Below are 18470 nucleotides of genomic sequence, written 5' to 3'. Positions count from 1 at the left end.
ACCGGTACCTATAGGCTCGGGCTTATGAGTACAGCCATCCACAGACGCGTACGGGGTACAGGGGCCGGCAACGTCGTCCTCAAAGTTGACGTTGCTGCCGATGCTAAAGCTCTAGTGGAACGTCTTGCCACCCACATGGGGCTCTCCAAAGGACAGGCAGCCGAACGCCTCCTGATGAGCATCCGGCTGGATGCTCGCGGGTTGCCTATTTGGCCTGACATAGACGACTACCAGGAACAAGGAGCCCTGCCTATCGATAAGGCTTCCTAACGGAAGAAGGCCCCTCCTAAAAGGAGGGACCTTCCTAATCCTTCGCTCAGATCCCTCATCCGCCAAGATCCGGATCCGAGCTGCTACAACACCCACGCTGTGGGTGCCATTTGTGTTACCTCGAAAGGAACTACTGTCCTTATGGTACCGGAACCGGTATTGACGTCAACGCATGCCCTTGTGAGTGTCGCTCCACGTCCCAAGCCGGAAGATGCATGGGGTCTTGCTCCGCTGATTGCTGGCGCGCCTTCGTACCGGTTGGGGCGGTGGATTGGGCAGAGGTTTCAATATCCTCGGCCGAAAAATGCGCCGAAGATCACTCCGTCTTTGCCGGGACATCCTGCTGCTGTAATGGTGCACGGCACGGATGGCCGAGTCTCCACGCTGTGCTTGGACTTTGATACCTCGAAGGCGCTGAAGGGCGTGGTGGACTCGGACGCGGTCCGGGTGGGCCAATTGTTGTCGGCGTGCGGCATGAGGTTCGTGGAGGATTTCTCTCCCAGCGGTGGACGACACCTGTACGTGCCGCTGCACGACCGGATGGACGCAGCCGAGGCCCGGGAGCTGGTCGAAGCGCTAGCCCTTATGGCCACCAGTCTCGACCCAAGCCCCCACCAGAACATCACAGACGGTTGCATCCGTGTCCCAGGAACGATCCACAAGTCCGGTGGCCACCAAACCCTCATCACTCCCCTGTCCCAGGCCTACGACATCCTGCGCCGCCGCAACCCAGCACGGGGCTTAGTGCAGCTGCGTACGGCGTTGGCGCCGGAACTGGCCCGCAAACGCGCACTCAAGGCCCGAGAAGCGAAGACCGTAGCCGCTCAACGAACCGGCGGGCTGCCGGCGCTCTCACTGAGATCCAGTAGTGAGACCCCGCTGCGACGAGTCGCACGAACCGGTCTGTACGACACGGCTAAGTACAAGGGCCCGTCCGAGGCCCGAATGGCCGTGCTGAACCACTTCAGTGCCTGTGGCTGGTCCCTGCAGCACGTAGAAAACGAACTCGTCGGCCAGTTCCCGGGCCTAGCTGCCCTATACGGATCTGCAGAACGCCAGGCAAGGCTCCTTCCTTACGAGTGGGCCAAAGCCCAGGCCTTCACCGGTGCAGCTTCGAGCGCCCGAAAACCGCTCCCCCGTAATCGTGGGGAAAGGAGTGCACCTATTAACAACACAAGCGCCACTTTAACCACCGGGGGGGCAAGCAAATCTAGTAGTGCTGCTGTACACCAACTCGTGAACGACTTGGAAAATGTCCTGTACGCAGTCCTTGACCACAGACTCCAAAAACGCGGTCGAGAAGGCCTCAGCCTCCGCCTCCTGATCCGCGGACTGTTGGGATACATGCGGGCTAAAGAAACAGACATCCTGGATGTCGGCTGCCGGACTCTTGCTGTCGCGATGGGCAAACACCACGTCACCATCGCGAGGCTGCTGCCCGTCTTGGTTCAAGCGTCTGATGGGATCCTCACGAAGATCGCCGACGCACGTCAGAAGGTGGCCGATGTTTACCTCATTCAACTCCCTGAGCACTACCAACAACTTGCACGGGAACTGACGTGGCGGAAAGGAAAAATTCACGCCATCCGCCCCGTGTTTCGGGCCCTGGGAGACGTGGCTGCCCTTGCCTATGAGGCAATTGAACGTGGGCGCCACTCCCCCACCACCGCGGAAGTGGCCCGCAACAGTGGTGTCAGCCGCAACGCCTGCTCGGCCGCATTGGCTGAGATGGAGACACTCGGCATGATCCGGCGCCACGGTAGAACGTGGAAAACCACTTCAGTGAACCTCCGCATGCTCGCCGCCAGGCTCGGAGTGCTCGACGACTACCTTGACCACATCCGCCGGAATCGTCACGAACGCGCGATCTGGCATGCCTACCTCGATAGGTTCAAGACACTGCAGCTTGCCATCGATGAGGTCGATTTGTTTGATTCTGAAAGGGATGAGTATTGGCTACCCCCGGATGACGCGGCAGTGTGGCGAATAGGTCAGCCCGCATAGGTCTCTGGTGCAGATGATTTCGTTGCCAGCTACCAAAATGCTAGTGAATCGGTAGTGCCTTAGTAGCGTTTCGCTAGCACAGCGTTTCGAGTTGGTCCGACATCCCTGCTGAGCGTGGGTGGCGATTGCGTGGAGCTTATGCCCGCGTCGAGCAGTTTGAGGTTGATCCTCAGCCGCGGTTGTGTAGTAGTTCGATAGCACTTTGAAACTGCTCCGATGACTTGGGCTGTGCATTGGTCCGCCGACCACGTACTGATACTACTTTCATAGTGCTATCGAATAAGTAGTGTTTCGCTAGCAACCGCGCGCTGTTGGCAGTCATCAGCTGTCCCTGAGTTTCATAATCACTATCAAATTGATAGTGATTCAATAGCGATTTAGTAGCGAGCGGTATTCCATATGACGCATGATCTCTAGACAGGAGGTGAGTAGTGGCTGAGCGCGAGCTTGAGCTTGCTGACGGCCTGGTCCCTCGGCGCTCATAGCTATCGATCTAATAGTGATCTGATAGCAGTTTGAAACTGCTATCACATTATCCGAGTATCTCCTCTCGATCCGGCCCACTTGCTACTGCTTTCATAGTGCTATCAAACAGGTAGCGTGTCGCTAGCCTTTTGCTATCAACCTCGGCATTAGGTTGGAGGCATGATCATTGTTGTGGGTAGCGAAAAGGGCGGCGTCGGCAAGTCCACGGTTGTAACCAACCTTGCTGTCGAGCTGGCGAAGCGGGGGATGCGCATAGCGGTCGTGGACGGTGACCGGCAGCGGTCCACTGCTCGTTGGGCCGTAGACCGCGAAGAGGCCGGGCATGAACCTCGCATCTTTGTAGTGGAGAAACTTGGGAGCCTGCACGAGACGCTGCGTGAACTGGATACGAGCTATGACGTTGTCCTTGTCGATGTGGCAGGGAAGGACAGCAAGGAGATGCGCACAGCCATGACTGCGGCCCATCAGTTGTTGATCCTGACGCAATCGAGTCAATTTGATCTCGATACACTCGCGACCGTCGATAGGTTGATCGAAACTGCCCGTGACTTCAATCCCTCCCTTCGAGTCAGGGGGGCTCTTACACGGGTATCAACCAACGCGTTCGAATCTGAAAGTGGCGACGCCAGAGATTACCTTTCCGACTATCCGAGTATCGAACCACTGCGAACCGTTCTGTACGAGCGCAAGGCTTATCGAGATGTGGTGGGGGAGGGGCTCGGAGTTGTTGAGTGGAAGAACCCTAAGGCGGCGAGGGAAATCCGTGGGCTGGTAGAGGAGTTGATGGGGTAGTGGCAATCAAGAAGCGGTCCGCGTCCGAGAAAGCAAGGGACGAGGCTATCGAGGCGTTTGGCAATGCCGCTGAACCACTACTGACCTCGCCGGCTGTCAGCGCTGAGCGCGGAATTCCAGCCAGGCCCAGTGTCACGCCCACACTTAGTGATTCGAGGGACAAGGGGACTGCCAGAACGATGTTGCTTCGTTTTGACGAGGACCGTGAACTCATGGACTTACTTGCGGACGTGGCGAAGCTCGAAGGCCGAAAGAAGCATCCGATGGCATTGCGCGCTCTTAGGATCGGTCTCGAGCAGGTCCGCGACAGTTACGAGTAAGTAAGCCCCTGGCTGCTATGAAGTTGCTATCAAGTTGATAGCAACTTCATAGCAGCCACAAGAAAGTTGGCCTGCGATATCAAGCGCGTATTGGAGTGCATCCAAAAGGCCAGTCAAAAACGACCGTTTCTGATCGGCGTCCGGCAAGCCTCCAAAAAATGTGTGACTTTCATCGATATATGGCGGCTTTTTCGCAGCGCTATTTGGCGCACAGTGCGGCCCGCAAGGGAATCCTTGACGGCGCACCAAGAATCAACGCATGGGGTCCAAGGGAAGTGCATGGCTCATTTCGAAGGGCCGAGCCTTAGCATTGGGCGGATGAAGGTTGCTAAGGTCCATGGACGCTCAGAGCGGAAACTGCAATGACCGGTGACCGGGACCGGGATGCTTTAAGGCGCCCGCGGCAGGCCCGGCCACGTGACGCTCTTGGACGGCCCCTGCCGTACGGAAGCGCCGGTGTGGAGCCGGTCTCCGAGGAGCCGCTGCCGCCGGCGGAGACGTTGGTCTCGGCCCGGAACCTGCTGGAAGCGGGCCGGCCCTTCGCCGCGCATGAGGTACTGGAGGCCCGCTGGAAAGCCGGGCCGGCCCAAGAACGTGACCTTTGGCAAGGTCTCGCCCAGGTCTGCGTCGGGCTCACCCACGCTGCCCGGGGGAACAGCGTTGGCGCGCTCCGGCTCTTCGATCGCGGCGCGGCCCGACTCGAGGAGTACGGTTCCGGTGAAGGGCCAACCTACGGGCTCGATTTGTCCGCCGTGGTGAGTTGCGCGCGTGATCGGATGGGCACCGGCGGCTGAGCTGGCACCAGCATCCTCGCGGCAGGCGGAGGTACTATCTCCGGAAGACTGCTAAGAGTTTGCTTGACCCTTAACTTGTCCCATAAGGGGAACGGCGGCAGGCACTCAGCATCAGGCAGGGGGCTCGCGACGCGACGTCTTCGTACTGATGGATCTCGCGGCCGACCTTCGTCAAAGCGGTGCGGTGCGGCGGTGAATGGGAGTGGCCATGGCTCATGGCATGATTTGACCACGGTTCCCAAAGTAGGGGACACATATTCGGTCGGGGGGAGACGAATGCGGGCTTTTCTGGGGTTTCTGCAAATTGCTTGCGGCATCGGCGGGGTAATCGCACTTTTCAATGGGCAATGGCTGGCGATGGTCGGTGCATTGACGACGGCATTCGTTATCGGGCTGGTTGGCGTCCGCGCTACAAAGGCAGTGAACGGGATTAGCGACCTGGGCTTCGAGGCAATCGGCTCCGTGTCCCAGGCGGTCGACCTGATTCGCCGCGGCGCCTACACCCAGGCCGAAGGAGTGTCGCTCGGTGCCGTGAACTCCCTCCGATTCGGAGGAGATCGACACTTCCTGCCGATCGCGCTCACCGTGCGGGCCGTAGCCCTTTGCGCGAACGGAAAGTTCGATGCTGCACGGATGGCCGCCGACGAAGCGGAGGCGCTGTCACGGAATCCCCCCGCACGGAGCCCCGGTGGATACGACGAGATCCGTCCGATGATTCTCGCAGTTCAGCGAGAACTCCGAAGCTCGACTCCGAGTTCTGGACGTGTGGTTTTAGAGTTCCTCGCCGCGGAGGAAGCTGTGTGACGGATGCGTCATGCATTTCGCGCCGCCGTGACACTGATCGTTGCAGGAATGGCGACCGCCATCGCGGCGTGCTCGGGGGTGTCAAGTTTTCGGCTCTGTCGCACTTTCGGAGGTGGGCGGGGCGCTGCTCAGCCGATGAGGATGCGGTGGAGCAGGAAAATTCAACCGACGTCTACTCTCCAGGCGGGATGGCTGATTCCCGTATGACCCGCCCGAGAAATTGCCCGGTGAAGGTGCCTTAAACGGACGCCGACGCCGCCCTTCGTCAGGCTCCCACCCACCGTCTTGAAAAACAACAGTTTTTCAAGACACTCTCGCCGACCTCGGGTGGGACCAGCGACGGCCGCGCGAGCGGGCGGAATGGCCGGGTGTTCGTGTCTCGTAAATGCCTCTCACAGTAAATCGTCTCGCCGCGGGTGCATCGGGGGCTTTTCGAGCCAGAATTGCCTTGTGAGGGTACTGGGTTACACCCGCGTGAGTACTTCCAGCCAAGACGCCCAGCTGCAGCTGGATGCACTGATGGAGGCTGGCGTGCAGAAACGCGATGTCTTCACCGATGTCACTTCCGGTAGCAAGACGGCAGTCGAGCGGCCGGGAATGAAAAGGCTCCTCGAGTACGCCGAGGAGGGGGACACCGTTGTTGTGTGGCGGGTCGACCGGCTGGGACGGTCACTGATGGACGTGCTGAACACGGTGGCCCTGCTTCGCGGCCGCGGTGTCCAGGTCCGGTCCATCTCCGATGGCATCGACCCTGCAACCTCGACTGGCCGGCTGATGTTGAACATGCTTGCAACCCTTGCCGAGTATGAGCGCGAGCTCATCCTCCAACGGACACTCTTGCGGGCGCAAGGGCTCGGACACGGCGCCCCAGCGTTAGGAGCAAAGACAGGCGAGGCTAGGGCAGCCGGTCCAGCCTTAGGAGTGCCTGCGGGGTGTGCCAGAGGACATTTTTCATCCATTGGCTTCCGAGTCCCCAGCCTTCGAGTACCTGAATCTGGTGGCTGTAGGAGTAGGGAATCGAAGGAAAATCCGTGCCGAAGACGACTTTGTGTGACAGTCCGGCAAGGGTGTCCTGGTATCCGGACGGGATCGGGGCGACCTGTTCCATGTAGGAGGTGCCGACCATGGTGGTGTCGAGGTAGACGTGAGGATTGTTTGCGGCAAGGTCGGCGTACTCCTGGTACTCCGGCAGGCCTGCGTGCGCGATGATGAGCACCAACGAGGGGTACCTTCTGATGAGTTCGCGTATGGGTTCAGGTCCGGTGTATTCCCCGGGGTGCGGACCGTTGCCGCAGTGGATGACGACCGGTGTAGCGGAGTCCTCGATAAGCTCCCAGGCGGGTGCAAGCTGAGGATCCAAGGGTGAGAATCCTCCCACCTGGATGTGTACCTTGAAAATTCGAGCGCCTTGTTTCAAGCTGTGCGCGACGACGGTTTCCACGCCTGGCTCTGGGTAGAAAGTGGCAGAGTGGATGGCGTCAGCATGGGTCGAGGCGAATGCTGTCGAGTAGTCGTTGAGCCACTGCGCCATGCCGGGGCGGTGCGCATAGTTCAGCGTCGTGAATGCCTTCACTCCCATGTCTCGCAGCGTTCGCACCCGTTCCTCTTCGGAGTCCCGGTAGGTGATGGGCCAGGGGGGAGCCCCGCTGTCCGCAACACGGTCAAAGAACACCCACACCTTCTCCAGCACCTTGAAAGGCATGAAATGCACATGCAGATCAATAATCCCCGGCAAGCCCAGCGAGTCGAGATACGGGCGGACATCCGCGTCTGAACGCGGTACAGGTGCTATAGCCAAGACAAACCTCCTGCGCAGGCGTGACAGAGCCATTGCCCTGCTAAGTATATGTAGAGAGCCACTGCTATCGCTCGGCGCCATCCTCTGCCGTCTCCTTAGCCGGTCCCTCACCGGTCGCACGCACCGCTGAACTGCATCATTGCGAGCCAGGTTCCAACGGCGTCCCGTAAGACTCATCCGGTGAAGCGACCGGTAGGGGAGTGGTCTATGACACACTGCGGCCGCGGGAGGCCCGGCACGAAGGTGACGCGGGGCTTCGCTTCCCGCCCTGCACGTCAGCGCCTCAGGTTAAGTGCTCGGACCTCGCTGCGCTCGGGCTGTAGAAGCGTTCTTTCTGTTTTTTGCTGCTGTCCTTATGTTGTTGTCGGGTGGTTCCGCGGCCGTTGTAGGGTCGTTGCTACCCAGGGGAGGCGGGTATGGCTTTGTTGCTGTGGCTGGACGATTCACGTCGTGACGGCTCCGTAGGATTGGCCGCCCGCCGCCCCGCGATGACCCGACCGCTGATTGAGAGACGCGACATGATCGCCGGATAAGGACACGACGGCGCGGTTATCTGCTGGGCTTCAACCATCGACAGACTGGAGGCTGCTGTGGCGAAAGTGTGGGCCGGTATCGACGCCGGCAAAGCCCATCATCACTGCGTCGTGATCGGCGCCGACGGAAACCGGCTGCTGTCGCAAAAAATCCCCAACGACGAACCGGCACTGATCGAGCTCATGTCCAACGTCCTCAAACTCGCGGACGGGGACGAGGTCATTTGGGCAACGGACCTGAACCACGGCGGACCTGCGCTGCTGATCGCCATCCTCGTGGCCCACGGCCAGAACATCCTCTACATCCCCGGTCGGGTCGTCCACCACGCCTCCAAGCTCTACCGCGGTGAGGGCAAAACGGACGCGAAAGACGCCGCGGTGATCGCGGACCAGGCCAGGGTGCGCCGTGACCTGCAACCCTTGCGTGCCGGGGATGAGATCAGCACCGGCCTGCGGCTCCTGACCGCCCGCCGGGCCGACAAATCCGCTGACCGGGTCCGGGCGATCAACCGGCTGCAGGCCCAACTGCTCGAATACTTCCCCGCGCTGGAGCGGGCCTTTGATTACAGCCGCTCCAAAGGAGCGCTGCTGCTGTTGACCAAACACCGGACCCCGGACGGGATCCGCCGCACGGGTCAGGCCAGGCTAGGACATGCACGAAGCCAAGCTCCTGGCGGAAGGCGGATTCGCCGGCTCCCAGTGGTCCTCGATGGAACAGCGGTACGAACGCGCCGAGAAGGAACTCTTTTCCCGCATGGAAGGCGTAGGTCGTGAGATCGAGAACCGTGTTACCGGCAACGACAGCGGCCGACTCAAAGACCAAGGCCTGAAAACTGAAAGCACGTCGGCGGCAGGCTATGGCTCAGCTATCCACCACGAGAAGTTCGCAGAGTCACTGGAGAACAGCGGGGCGAACGAAACCCAGGTCCGCGGCCGCATCGCCGCGGCACGCAGCGAGGGCACACACCCCAGTGCGGCCGTCATGAGGGGCAATGGTGCGGCAAAGGTGAGGAAAACGAAGACAGGGCCGGCGGTGGGCGCTTCGCGGGCTAAGAACGGTCTAAGCCGCTGACGGCAGCATCTGCAAGGACGGGCCCGCCGGCACAGCCAACTCCGTGGAACTGGACCCTGGCAAGGTGAGGATCACATGACCCAAGAGCCCGACAACACTGATCGCCCACGGATTCACGGGAACGACCGGGAGATCATTGAAGACGCCCTGAGATTACTGGCCGATCTGGACGACACCCCTCAGGACCAGATGACTCCCCTGTACTACCAGCACGCGTTCGAGGAGTTACGGATGGTGGTCGACGATCTGCTCCGGATCCTCGGACAAAACCCCAGCGAGTGAGCAAGTGCCGCCCGGGCGCCGACCAACACGCCGCGGAGTAATCCGGCGAAAGGCAGCCGACGCGGACCCGGGACCGGCCCGGAACAGGGGCGCCGCGGACCAGCCCCCGGGATCCCGGGCGGTCTGCGGAGAGTGGGTTTCCTTGCAGATGCTGGCCCAGGAAATAGTCCAGAGCACTTTGGACTATTTCCTCTGGGGACGCGCAGGACAGCGGTGTTCCAAACGGTTGATCTCAGTCGGCAGCCATGTTCCGCAGGTGCTGACGGAGTCCAGGTATCGCGAAGTCGATCTTGCCATGCCCGGCGGGTTCGACCAGGCCGGCGGCCAGTAAGCGTGAGCGGTAGTTGGCAACGAGGTTGGTCTTGGCCTTTAACCGTTCTCCAATGTTTCCGGCGGTAGAAGGGCCGTCATCCTGGGCCATGGCGTGAAGGAACTCGAGGTCCTTTGGTGAAGCGGTTGAGAGGGCAGCCTCGATAACTGTGCGCGCGTTGCGTCTGTGCGCGGCTTCCAATGCCCGTTCTGACTCTGTGGCTGTCACCGTGCCGTTGTTGTTCTCGGCTTCGCGCCAGAGAAAGTAACCCACGAGCTGGATCAGGAAGGGATAGCCGCCGGTGGATTCCGCTGCCTTTTGGATGAGCTGCGGGGCTATATGGAAGCCGGCAGCGGCAAATATGGAGGTGAAAGAACTTTCAACGTCCCGGATGCGTGCGGCGTGGAGGTCTATTTTGTCGGCTCGGCGGAGGAACGTCGCGACGCCTTCATTGAGCAGGTCTGAGACGGCTGCCGGCAACCCGGCGAAGACCAGACCGATGGGCAGGCGGTCCTGAATGAAGTGCTGAACACTGGCCGCCAATTGAGCAAGTTCATTCCTATCGGCGGCGTGGATTTCGTCCACAGTAATGACCAGACCGGTGCCCTTTTCATCAAGGAGCTGCAGAAGCTCCTCTCCCAGCGTGCGCCATGCCACCTGACGTTCAGGGGCCAGCTGAGTGGTGATGCTGAACCCCGCCGCCGCGATGGCGGTAATTCGCCGGTTCTGCGGACCGTTGCCAAGTTCCTCTGCCAGACTGCGCATGGCCTCGCCAATCCGGCCCATAAAGCCCTCTGTTGCAGTCTCTGCGATAACTGCCCATCCCTCTTGGCGCGCCGCGTCGTGGGTTGCCCCTAGCATTACGGTCTTGCCGATACCTCGGGCTCCGGTAAAGATGGTGAGGAGGCCGGGCGCGCCCGAGCCAAGCCGGAGCCCGTATTCGAACTCGTCAAGCAAGCCTGTCCGGCCGATGATTTCCGGCGGGGTGGCTCCTGCCGATGGCCTAAAGGGATTCTCTATCATCAGTCCATTCTATGAGTACCTGTGAGTTTTGTGAGTTTAGTGTGCCCTGTGAATCTTGTGAGCTAGGGGAGTAGGTCGCCCCGCTTCCTCCGTATCCCGTTACCTTCCGATGAGGGAGCTATCGGCCGGCGGGCGGAGGGCCTGCGGGTCCGCATCGATGCTGTAGATGGTTTCGAAGCGGTCCGTCAGCCTGGTGATGTCTTCAAGGGTGATGTTGATGAACGATGACCGTTTCTTCAGGTGCAGGAAGAGTTCAGTCTGCGGCCACAACAGCTGGTCAACGTACGTGTTGAACGACCGTCCGCTGGCTCGGGTGTAGTCCGCCAGGGCCTTCTGGTCTGTCATCCTCCGACCGTAGGTGAGCTCGATATCGACGTCCCCTAAGGGGTCAATCTCCGGGCTGAGATAGCTCCCGAAGACCCTGAGCGTATTGATAAACATCGGATTTCCCGGTCCGGCGTTGTAGTCCCGCGCACGCTCCAGCACCCCGGCAACGAGCCGGTCTGCGGTCTTTCTGCTGATCGGCTTTCCGAAACTTGCCATCGCCAGGGCATTGCCCTGGATGGTCGTGTCCCACCAGACGTCCCCGTCGTTATCGACCCGTACCTTCTCCAGATATCCGGCAGTTTCCAGCCCTGCAAAGACTGCCCCGAGCTCGAATTCCGTGCCGTTGAGCAGGTCGACGGCGACTTCGGCGACCCCTTCCCGGCCCCTGAACTTGCGGGCAATGGCCCGGGCCAAATCGGCCGGCAGCCCGGCGATGGAATCCGTTTTTGAAACCCTCATGACCACAGCTTAGGCATTTCCTTAGGCATTTCCTTAGGCATTTCCCGTGCCGTCCCGGTCCCGGCGTCCGACAGCCCGTTGACGTGGGAACAACGGTGCATTGGTGTACGTTTCAGTCTCGTCAGAAAGAACTGCCCAGAAAATGTCAGAAATGAGAATCACCTAAAGTGGCAACTGATTACGACGAAGTCCGTTCCGATGTTAAGGAATCCCAGGACCGCTCCCTGGAAGCCCTGCAGTCTGCGAATGCTCCCGATGCCCGCAGCGTCGTCACCGAACTCGACGAAGCGGATGCCCTCGATGAGGGCTTGACTCCCGGGGGAGAGATCGTCGCTGAGGAGCTCATCGTTCAGGTTATTCCTCAGGCTGCGGACGAGTTCACCTGCTACTCCTGTTTCCTCGTCCGGCATCGGTCTCAACTCGCACGGGAAGCCAACGGCCACTCATACTGCACCGAGTGCGAAGGGTAAAGGCCTCTACTGAGCCCTGATTGTTCAGGCAGGTGGACAATTGGGTACATCGGTGTCGGCGCCCACCCAAAGGTGCAGCGGGAGTTGTGAGCCAGGTGAGGCCGAACGCGCAGCCTTGGCACAGCAACCCCTCTGATTTGGTGAGTTCACAAGATTCACAGGATTCACCGATATTCACATGAGATCTCATGGAAAACCCGCTCCGCCCGACAACGGTGGCGACTCCGCCCGATCTGGTCGGGCTCGGGGGAGTACTGGTCGGAAATGGGCCGCTGGTTCGGTTACAGGCCCGGCTACCGGGACCTCGTGCGGCTATACATCGCGCGCAATGTTCCAGCTTCGGCGAGGAACCCCAAGCCGTATGACCTTTATGAGGCTTTTGAGTCGATGATCGGTGACGAGGAAGAGTTCAGAGATCAGCTCGCGCAGTTTGCTGAGCTGGATGAAAACGGACAGCCACAGGTACGCCCCATCGATATTCCTCCGCTCGTTTCCCAAAGCTTGCCTTGGCTCAGGCCGACCGCACGCAGCCGCATGTATAACGCTCAGATCGTCCAGTACGCCAAAGGCGACCGCTTCAAGGACTTCTTCTATCTGCCGCCCCGGGACCCGAAGCAAAACAAGAACCGCGAAAACCTGTTGGCAATGGTGCCCCTACTCAACTGTCTTACGGAAACGGAATCCTTCGAATACACCACGGCAACCCAGCGGATCTCCTCCTACAAAGCCAAAACAGGCCTCGTGCCTGCGCAGCTCATAATCGAGGCCCTATCTTCGTTTGAGTGGAGCAAGCCAGGCCTTGCTGACCCGGATATTCAGTTCGTAAAAGAGGCAGCCAGCAAAGGAAGTATTACCCACTTCAAGGTCGTCATGCCCATTCCTACTAATGATCCAGTCATGCGAATGATTGACCTCGAAGAGACGGGAACTACCAAGTTCCCCATCATCGAACGAAACAGACGCGCACGCGGAGACTTTTCTGGATCGTCTAGATGGACACGACAGCCCCTTGAAGACCAGTTCACCAAGGAGAAGGAGCCGAACGACCCTGCTTCTCGTACAACAGGGGCCATCATACTTACCCTCGCCGCTGATCAGTGGAAGAACCAAACTGCCGTCTCGGAACCTAGCGCTCTGACCGGGAGCATAGTCGATCCAGCAGATATCGCCACACTCTTCTCGTGGGCCCTGCCCCACGCCGCGGCACCGAAGGGAAAGGCCGGCTTCAGTGTACGAGCACCGGACCGCCGATCGTCACCAACAATTGAGGCCTCTAACATCAGCGCTTGAAGGGAGGAGTTACGAGGTTGTCGGCCCCCAGCCTTCAGCCGGATTGAATGACAGGAGAACCGGTTGACCGGGCGGGTGTCTGCGGAAGCGGAGTCTAGCGGAGGCATCAAGCTTATGAAGAGCCGACTTTAGCTGTCTTTGAGCTCTCCAGCAGATTGCCCGGAGAGTGGCTCACGGCGCCGCTCACGCTACGGTTCCGGCGCCCAGGTGACCTTCGAGTTGTCCATAGCTGGGGTCAATTCGGGTTATCCACGGCTGAGAATTGGGAGCCGTTGGGTAGCTCCCTTAGCAGCCGTAGCGGTGGATAACCCATAAGGAATTGTCCCTGGCTGTGGGCAACGGCACGGCAGTCCGTTCGATGCCCCGCCGCTAGGCCGCGACCGCCCCGGCGTCCGTGATAGCCGCGAGCAGCCACTGGTCCGACAACGGGTCGCGGCGCAGTTCGAACGTGCGCAGCGCCGAGGTCGAGGTCAAACGCACTTGAATCCTCCAGTTCTCGATGTCTACCAGGTTCCCGATGCCGACCGGCGCCCGCTTGGCGGTGTTCCACCAGTCCGAGCGAGTAAACCAGTGCACTGGCTCGGCGGCCACGGCCCAGATCCGGCCGTCGTACCTAACGGCCAGGGGAGTGCCGGCCGTGGTGAACCGGACCTGCACCGGTACGTTGGGGGTTTTGTCAGTTGCTGTTCTTGCCACGGGTCCGCTCTCCCAAATTTCTGTTCATCATTTCTTCCCGGCGAGTGACCGCCGAGCTCCATACCCAGGTCCGGTAGGTCACCGGACCGTCCTTCCATGTCACTTCGGCCGCTTTCGCTGTCCAGGCGAACACTTCCCCGTCCACCAGTTCGGCGCAGTTCGGGAACCGGATCCATGCCTTGACCGGGATCCCGGGATACCCGTTCTTGACCGGGAAATGCTCGAAGTCGAGCTCCTCCACGGTCAGCCCGATAGGGCCGGCCCGCCGCGCATACTGCGCCTGCAGGGCTGCAGCTTGCTCGGGTCCCATACCACAACCTTAGAACATATATTCGAATCGACACGCCAAATGATGGCGGCCAAGGTTTGCCCGCCGCTTCTGATGATGGGGGAGGGGTATGACAAAGGACCCTCGCCGAAGACCGATCGACTTCCGCGGTCGTCACTAATGCCACCGTCCAGTTCACCAAGGGCTTTATGCTGTTCAGCGATATTGCTCGGGAAGGAACCGCTCGTTACTCGCACTAGGCTGAGTGACCATGGAGACGAACCAAAAATTGCTGGTGTTGGCTAACGGCTTTCTCGCGGCTCTTGCGGCACGCGGTGTCACTCACATTGCCACGGACAACATTGCTTTCGAGGGTCCCTTTCTGTCCGCCTGGCGTAAATGGCAGCCCACTGTGCAGTCACCTGAGGTACTCCCCAAAATCGAATTCGGCGCCGTGAACCAGCCCCGGAACATCATCTTTCGGGTGGACAGGTCGACGTCCCCGTTTAAGAACTTCCGGTCGGAAGGCATCAACCGGACCCCGCATAATTCCACGCCCGAGGAGTTCCTTGAGGACTGGTGCTCTGAGCTGCCGATCAGTGACTGGCTAAGCCTGGCCGACCTTTTTCTACTGGAAGTGGAAGCTAGGAACACGCGGCCAGCTGATCGAAGTTAGCCGCAGGCGTCATGCGGCAGTGTCTTGGGAAGCGGCTCATCGCAATCCGCGGTGCAGGCAGCGACTGCGACCACGGAACTGCCAACAAACGCGGCTACACTTCGGCTATGAGGACGGTCATCGCATGAACCACGATGAAGAGTTGCGCTGGGTCCGACGCCGCGAGGGGACGCGCCGCTCCGGCTCCAGAGAGACCTCCGGCTATGACCGAGACCTCCTCCGCGAAAACGACACAGGAAAACTCCTAGGACCGTCCGAATCACGTCCAGCAAATATCGACGACATTATCCGATCGCACACCCCGGCCATGCCGCCCGACCCGACAGTAGCCCAGCAGATCGCTGGCCAGGTCGCCAGCGATCTCCTGGACGCGCTCAGGCCTTACATCATGCACGGTGTCGACGCTGCGGTCGACGCCAAGCTCGGCATTCCCAAACTGGTGAAATGGGCTAAGAGTAAGTCGACGCAACGAAGGGGCGAATTCCGCAATCAGAGCCCACATGCCACTGCCCGACTAGAGGCGGTGCCCGCAGAAGTAGCTTCCGATATCGATGATGAAGCCGGCACTCTCGGGGTACAAAAGCCCAGTGTGACCGCCGAACAATACCAAGCAGCCCTCCGCTCGGTCCATGAGGCTGAGAAGTACGCGGCCCAAGGGAGGCAGTGGCTCGCCGACGTATCAGTTCGTGATGGCGCGGAGAGCGCGCCACAGGCAGCCCTGGAGGACCCCGCTTCCTCAATCGACGAAGCGACACAGAGGCCTGCAGTGGAGCGATTGGACAGAAGCCGCTCCCTCCATGGCGAGTTCATGGTTATCAGGAACCAGGACGCTGACACGCCGCCACAGACGGTCGACGGGCAGCTGTCCTAGCCCCAACTGGGAGCTCCACCAGTCACTGCGCCCAGTCACTGCGCCGACCTCGACTACACCCCTGGAAGGCAAAGACCAGTTACAGGCCCACGCATACAGAGAGGAATTGTCGCGGTCGGCCTTTATGGTTAGGCCATGCAGCAGCTCTTTGATTTCGCCTTCGCGCGGCTGAACCACGCCGCATCGAAGCGACGGGAATTTGGTGAATCCTGGAAGCAGTACATCTCCAATCATCCCTGGGACATCGATGTCCGAAACCTTACTCCGACTACGTTTGAAATCCTGGCCGTCACCCGTGAGCAAGCACCTGTGCAGCTATCGCTGGCATTCAGTGATTGGCTGGCGACAGTTCGAGCTGCCTTGGATAACGGTCTCTACGCGTGGGTTGCCTCAGCCACTGGACAAAATCCGCCTCCGCTGGCTGAACGAATTCAATACCCAATCTGCTCAACCGTGAAGGAGTACACCAGCCAACGCAAGCGGTTGTCCGGCGTTCCGGGAGACATTTTGGACAAGATTGAGGCAGCACAGCCTTATCAGTCTCCCTACGGACCGGAAAGCAACCTCTTTTATTGGGTCCACGAGCTTGCCCGCACGGATCGACACCGAAGCCTGCACGTGGGGATGGGAAGGGTCGGTGCGCATCGAATCCGTCTGCGCCTGCCGGACGGTGTGGTGGCCAATTTTGACGAGTCAGTGCAGCCCTACCACCACATCGTCGGCGAGCTTGTAGTCGGACGCTTCACCACGAGCAAAGCAATACCGCGCTTCGCCATCGAAGCGGACCTCACTGGAGTAGGGATTGACCCCGAAATCGAAGCTTGGGCTGGATTCACTATGGCGGGGCAGCGGCCATCCCTAGAGAAGAGGATGACCTACACAGAGCTTTTCACGCGCAACAACCTGGAGAACATGGCCTTGTTCAGCGGCATCGAACCACCCGGCGGATTCACGACCTTGGATCCAGCCGACGCTACGTGAGCCAGCCACGAACCCGCTCACCCCTTAAAGGTGGTTAGTTCATAGTCAGAGGTTCATCGGCATCTTTCAGTGGCGGACCGGGACGGGTTATGCCCAGTGTGTCTACCGTGGATATAAATCCGCTGCAGCGCCGTCGTTAGCGGTGCCTGTTGTCCAGTTCCGGAGGAAGCCTGACTTCGGAAGGATCCAGCTCCGGCCTGACGCGCCTATAGGTGACGGGGTGACGGAAGGACGTGCCGGACCAGGCGACGTCGGCCGAGACCTCGACCACGACTGGTTCGACCAGTGTCAGCCGCACGGGGCCTTTGTCCTTGCTGAATCTGTTCAGGGAGGACTCGCTGATCTCTTCGGGCCAGGGGTGCCCGGGCCCGGCCCAGTTCACGCCCGGCCTTTGTAGTCAGGACGGTCGAACGGCCGACGATCTTCAGTTCGCCGCCGATGGGCAGGCCGGCGATGATGGCCTGTGGTTGGGCCACGGGCTGGCCCGATCACGGCCGCGCACACCATGTCCCAAACATCCTTGTGCTTGAGCTTCAACCAGATCCTGGCGACCTCGTAGGGCTGGGAGCCTTTGAACACGAGACCTTCGATTCCTGTCGCGGGAAGATCCCGCAACCAGGTCTTCGCCAGGTCCATGTCCCTGGTGATGGGGGAGAGGTGCAATGGTGCGGCCCAGTCCCGGGCGAGCTCCTCGAGCAGCTCCCGGCGCCCGGTGAACGGCACACCGCGGGTGTCCTGCCCTGCGACGGCCAGCACATCGAAGGCGACGAACGAAGCGGGCAGCTCGTTGGCCAGGGCCGGAAGCGCGGCCCTGGAGGTGACCATGCGCTGCAGCAGCGCGTCGAAGTCCAGCCGGTCCCGGTTCCAAATGACGGTTTCACCATCCAGGACTACACCGGGAGGCAATTGCTCTGCGAGGGCGGCAGCTGCGTCCGGCAGGATTCGGGTAAGTTCCTTGCCCTGTCTGGACCACAGCGTCACCGTGCCGCCGTCATTAAAGGCGGTAGTGCGGAAACCGTCGAATTTGGGTTCGGCGTTCAGGCCGCCGGGCAGTGCGTTGGGGCCGGGGAAGGTCTTGACGAGTTTCGCCAGGGCAACCGCGACCGGTGGGTGTAGTGCCGGCGGAAGGGACTCGGCCATGGGCCCAGCCTAAAGGAGAAACCAGCACGAACGTCCGTGCTGGCTTCTACTTGGCCGTAGGACCTTCCGTAGCAGCGTCCTCCGCGTCGACGCGGCGCAGTAATGCCGCCACGCTCCGCACAGCTGCCGGATCTTCCTGCCACGCCTTCGCGCCCCGTGAGCAGGCATGAAAACCGGTGGCAGTTGACTCTTTCGCCGCCTCGGCGAGTTCGGCCCACGCCGCTTTCAGATCTGCCACCTGTTCAGGAGTCAACGGCTCCTGTTCCTTCGGCTCAATGGCCGCTGCGAAGGCGGGGCGACCAGCAGCCGTTGCCGCCGTGCGCCGACGGACAAACCAGCTCCACAGACCCATCGGCTTTCCCTTCGTATCAACGCTCCAATGACTTCCCAGGGCAAAGCAGAGGGCCGCAACCGGTGGGAATGGGCCCTCTGCCCTGGGGTGTAAACATCCTGCTGCTTACGCCTTCGAGCATGCCACACCGGTAGTGATGGTGCATGCTCGCAGGGCTCGCACCCGTTTGGGCGTCCGCTGGCGCGGCCGGCTGTTGGGTCCAGTGCCGGCTCCGCAGAGCTCCGTCGTCTCTGGCCCTGTTCTGTCTACGACGCTTTGGCTGCTGTCCTGACGGATTGTACGTGTCCGCTCCGGCCCGTCTAGCCCCTCCTTCGTCGGGGCCCGCGGTGCGGGAAATGTCCCTGCGGCGCTCCTTCGTCGCTGATTTCCTCCGGGAATTTCCCGCCCCTTGCCCTGCCGGGTAGACAGGCCTCCGTCGGCCACAGCTCCGCAAGCTTCGCCAGCAGCCAAAA

The 18470-nt window shown here is 60.5% G+C and carries 21 protein-coding genes and 2 pseudogenes; 15 read left to right on the top strand and 8 right to left on the bottom strand.

Features of this window, described 5'->3' with window-relative positions; all coding sequences use genetic code 11:
- The first annotated feature begins 24 nt into the window (after nt 1-24).
- The 7 genes and pseudogenes from HNO81_RS16485 to HNO81_RS16455 all read left to right on the top strand — a co-directional run.
- A complete protein-coding gene (locus tag HNO81_RS16485) occupies nt 25-270 on the top strand; it encodes a hypothetical protein (protein WP_015062033.1) in 246 nt (81 codons plus the stop codon).
- A 390-nt stretch (nt 271-660) separates the two neighbouring features.
- The gene (locus HNO81_RS16480) at nt 661-2274 is read left to right on the top strand and encodes a hypothetical protein (protein WP_254703531.1); all 1614 of its coding nucleotides are present in this window, start codon (nt 661-663) and stop codon (nt 2272-2274) included.
- Between the two features lie 645 nt (nt 2275-2919).
- Nucleotides 2920-3552, top strand: coding sequence for an AAA family ATPase (locus tag HNO81_RS16475; RefSeq protein WP_015062035.1), 633 nt, complete (start codon nt 2920-2922; stop codon nt 3550-3552).
- The gene (locus HNO81_RS16470) at nt 3552-3872 is read left to right on the top strand and encodes a hypothetical protein (RefSeq protein ID WP_015062076.1); all 321 of its coding nucleotides are present in this window, start codon (nt 3552-3554) and stop codon (nt 3870-3872) included. Before HNO81_RS16475 ends, HNO81_RS16470 begins: the two co-directional genes overlap by 1 nt.
- A gap of 458 nt (nt 3873-4330) precedes the next feature.
- Nucleotides 4331-4666, top strand: a complete 336-nt coding sequence (locus tag HNO81_RS16465; RefSeq protein ID WP_371818296.1) for a DUF309 domain-containing protein — start codon at nt 4331-4333, stop codon at nt 4664-4666.
- A gap of 276 nt (nt 4667-4942) precedes the next feature.
- On the top strand, nt 4943-5470 hold the full coding sequence (locus HNO81_RS16460; RefSeq protein WP_175319183.1) for a hypothetical protein: 528 nt from the start codon (nt 4943-4945) through the stop codon (nt 5468-5470).
- Between the two features lie 450 nt (nt 5471-5920).
- A pseudogene (locus HNO81_RS16455) lies at nt 5921-6301 on the top strand (recombinase family protein); the annotation flags it as partial.
- A gap of 64 nt (nt 6302-6365) precedes the next feature.
- Here HNO81_RS16455 and HNO81_RS16450 read toward each other — a convergent pair.
- The gene (locus HNO81_RS16450; protein WP_175319182.1) at nt 6366-7301 is read right to left on the bottom strand and encodes an amidohydrolase family protein; all 936 of its coding nucleotides are present in this window, start codon (nt 7299-7301) and stop codon (nt 6366-6368) included.
- A gap of 557 nt (nt 7302-7858) precedes the next feature.
- Here HNO81_RS16450 and HNO81_RS16445 point away from each other — a divergent pair.
- From HNO81_RS16445 to HNO81_RS16435, 3 genes and pseudogenes are all read left to right on the top strand, one after another.
- Nucleotides 7859-8449 (top strand): annotated as a pseudogene (locus HNO81_RS16445) (IS110 family transposase); the annotation flags it as partial.
- 106 nt (nt 8450-8555) lie between these two features.
- Nucleotides 8556-8873, top strand: coding sequence for a hypothetical protein (locus HNO81_RS16440; RefSeq protein WP_371818295.1), 318 nt, complete (start codon nt 8556-8558; stop codon nt 8871-8873).
- Between the two features lie 75 nt (nt 8874-8948).
- Complete coding sequence (locus HNO81_RS16435) at nt 8949-9155, top strand: hypothetical protein (RefSeq protein WP_175319181.1); 207 nt, start codon at nt 8949-8951, stop codon at nt 9153-9155.
- Between the two features lie 232 nt (nt 9156-9387).
- On the opposite strand, the gene HNO81_RS16430 is transcribed toward HNO81_RS16435, so the two are convergent.
- Both HNO81_RS16430 and HNO81_RS16425 read right to left on the bottom strand, forming a co-directional pair.
- On the bottom strand, nt 9388-10488 hold the full coding sequence (locus tag HNO81_RS16430; RefSeq protein WP_175319180.1) for an ATP-binding protein: 1101 nt from the start codon (nt 10486-10488) through the stop codon (nt 9388-9390).
- A gap of 99 nt (nt 10489-10587) precedes the next feature.
- Nucleotides 10588-11274 carry a hypothetical protein gene (locus HNO81_RS16425; protein ID WP_254703530.1) on the bottom strand — a complete coding sequence of 229 codons (687 nt, stop codon included), beginning with the start codon at nt 11272-11274 and terminating at the stop codon, nt 10588-10590.
- A 167-nt stretch (nt 11275-11441) separates the two neighbouring features.
- Here HNO81_RS16425 and HNO81_RS16420 point away from each other — a divergent pair, with 167 nt between their 5' ends.
- Together HNO81_RS16420 and HNO81_RS16415 are read left to right on the top strand one after the other, a co-directional pair.
- On the top strand, nt 11442-11744 hold the full coding sequence (locus HNO81_RS16420; RefSeq protein ID WP_175319179.1) for a DUF4193 domain-containing protein: 303 nt from the start codon (nt 11442-11444) through the stop codon (nt 11742-11744).
- Between the two features lie 264 nt (nt 11745-12008).
- Entirely contained in the window at nt 12009-13034 is a 1026-nt protein-coding gene (locus HNO81_RS16415) for a Z1 domain-containing protein (RefSeq protein WP_175319178.1), read from the top strand.
- A 369-nt stretch (nt 13035-13403) separates the two neighbouring features.
- Here the strand turns inward: HNO81_RS16415 and HNO81_RS16410 are convergent, their stop codons facing one another.
- Together HNO81_RS16410 and HNO81_RS16405 are read right to left on the bottom strand one after the other, a co-directional pair.
- Nucleotides 13404-13730: a hypothetical protein gene (locus tag HNO81_RS16410; protein WP_371818294.1), complete on the bottom strand. Its 327-nt coding sequence runs from the start codon at nt 13728-13730 to the stop codon at nt 13404-13406.
- On the bottom strand, nt 13711-14040 hold the full coding sequence (locus HNO81_RS16405) for a hypothetical protein (protein WP_175319177.1): 330 nt from the start codon (nt 14038-14040) through the stop codon (nt 13711-13713). The genes HNO81_RS16410 and HNO81_RS16405 overlap by 20 nt, the downstream gene beginning before the upstream one ends.
- 229 nt (nt 14041-14269) lie before the next feature.
- Here HNO81_RS16405 and HNO81_RS16400 point away from each other — a divergent pair, with 229 nt between their 5' ends.
- From HNO81_RS16400 to HNO81_RS16390, 3 genes are all read left to right on the top strand, one after another.
- A complete protein-coding gene (locus HNO81_RS16400; RefSeq protein ID WP_175319176.1) occupies nt 14270-14674 on the top strand; it encodes a hypothetical protein in 405 nt (134 codons plus the stop codon).
- Between the two features lie 124 nt (nt 14675-14798).
- The gene (locus HNO81_RS16395; RefSeq protein ID WP_175319175.1) at nt 14799-15545 is read left to right on the top strand and encodes a hypothetical protein; all 747 of its coding nucleotides are present in this window, start codon (nt 14799-14801) and stop codon (nt 15543-15545) included.
- Between the two features lie 135 nt (nt 15546-15680).
- Nucleotides 15681-16526: a hypothetical protein gene (locus tag HNO81_RS16390; protein WP_175319174.1), complete on the top strand. Its 846-nt coding sequence runs from the start codon at nt 15681-15683 to the stop codon at nt 16524-16526.
- 136 nt (nt 16527-16662) lie between these two features.
- Here HNO81_RS16390 and HNO81_RS20490 read toward each other — a convergent pair whose 3' ends face one another.
- The 3 genes from HNO81_RS20490 to HNO81_RS16380 are packed head-to-tail and all read right to left on the bottom strand — an operon-like array spanning nt 16663 to nt 17919.
- Complete coding sequence (locus tag HNO81_RS20490) at nt 16663-16908, bottom strand: hypothetical protein (RefSeq protein WP_371818293.1); 246 nt, start codon at nt 16906-16908, stop codon at nt 16663-16665.
- Entirely contained in the window at nt 16905-17666 is a 762-nt protein-coding gene (locus HNO81_RS16385; protein WP_371818292.1) for an ATP-dependent DNA ligase, read from the bottom strand. The genes HNO81_RS20490 and HNO81_RS16385 overlap by 4 nt, the downstream gene beginning before the upstream one ends.
- Before the next feature lie 46 nt (nt 17667-17712).
- Nucleotides 17713-17919 carry a hypothetical protein gene (locus HNO81_RS16380; protein WP_254703529.1) on the bottom strand — a complete coding sequence of 69 codons (207 nt, stop codon included), beginning with the start codon at nt 17917-17919 and terminating at the stop codon, nt 17713-17715.
- Between the last annotated feature and the right edge of the window lie 551 nt (nt 17920-18470).

The organism is Pseudarthrobacter sp. C4D7 (assembly GCF_013359725.1).
GTDB lineage: Bacteria > Actinomycetota > Actinomycetes > Actinomycetales > Micrococcaceae > Arthrobacter.
Note: the sequence above shows the minus strand (reverse complement) of the source record. Positions and strands in the feature narration are given on the sequence as shown.

Bases quoted from the DNA above. Each gene is read 5' to 3' on its own strand.
- HNO81_RS16425 (WP_254703530.1), bottom strand. From the start codon at position 11,274: ATGAGGGTTTCAAAAACGGATTCCATCGCCGGGCTGCCGGCCGATTTG.
- HNO81_RS16405 (WP_175319177.1), bottom strand. From the start codon at position 14,040: ATGGGACCCGAGCAAGCTGCAGCCCTGCAGGCGCAGTATGCGCGGCGG.
- HNO81_RS16430 (WP_175319180.1), bottom strand. From the start codon at position 10,488: ATGATAGAGAATCCCTTTAGGCCATCGGCAGGAGCCACCCCGCCGGAA.
- HNO81_RS16475 (WP_015062035.1), top strand. From the start codon at position 2,920: ATGATCATTGTTGTGGGTAGCGAAAAGGGCGGCGTCGGCAAGTCCACG.
- HNO81_RS16450 (WP_175319182.1), bottom strand. From the start codon at position 7,301: ATGGCTCTGTCACGCCTGCGCAGGAGGTTTGTCTTGGCTATAGCACCT.
- HNO81_RS16400 (WP_175319176.1), top strand. From the start codon at position 14,270: ATGGAGACGAACCAAAAATTGCTGGTGTTGGCTAACGGCTTTCTCGCG.
- HNO81_RS16485 (WP_015062033.1), top strand. From the start codon at position 25: ATGAGTACAGCCATCCACAGACGCGTACGGGGTACAGGGGCCGGCAAC.
- HNO81_RS16440 (WP_371818295.1), top strand. From the start codon at position 8,556: ATGGAAGGCGTAGGTCGTGAGATCGAGAACCGTGTTACCGGCAACGAC.
- HNO81_RS16435 (WP_175319181.1), top strand. From the start codon at position 8,949: ATGACCCAAGAGCCCGACAACACTGATCGCCCACGGATTCACGGGAAC.
- HNO81_RS16390 (WP_175319174.1), top strand. From the start codon at position 15,681: ATGCAGCAGCTCTTTGATTTCGCCTTCGCGCGGCTGAACCACGCCGCA.
- HNO81_RS16395 (WP_175319175.1), top strand. From the start codon at position 14,799: ATGAACCACGATGAAGAGTTGCGCTGGGTCCGACGCCGCGAGGGGACG.
- HNO81_RS16460 (WP_175319183.1), top strand. From the start codon at position 4,943: ATGCGGGCTTTTCTGGGGTTTCTGCAAATTGCTTGCGGCATCGGCGGG.
- HNO81_RS16415 (WP_175319178.1), top strand. From the start codon at position 12,009: ATGGGCCGCTGGTTCGGTTACAGGCCCGGCTACCGGGACCTCGTGCGG.
- HNO81_RS16385 (WP_371818292.1), bottom strand. From the start codon at position 17,666: ATGGCCGAGTCCCTTCCGCCGGCACTACACCCACCGGTCGCGGTTGCC.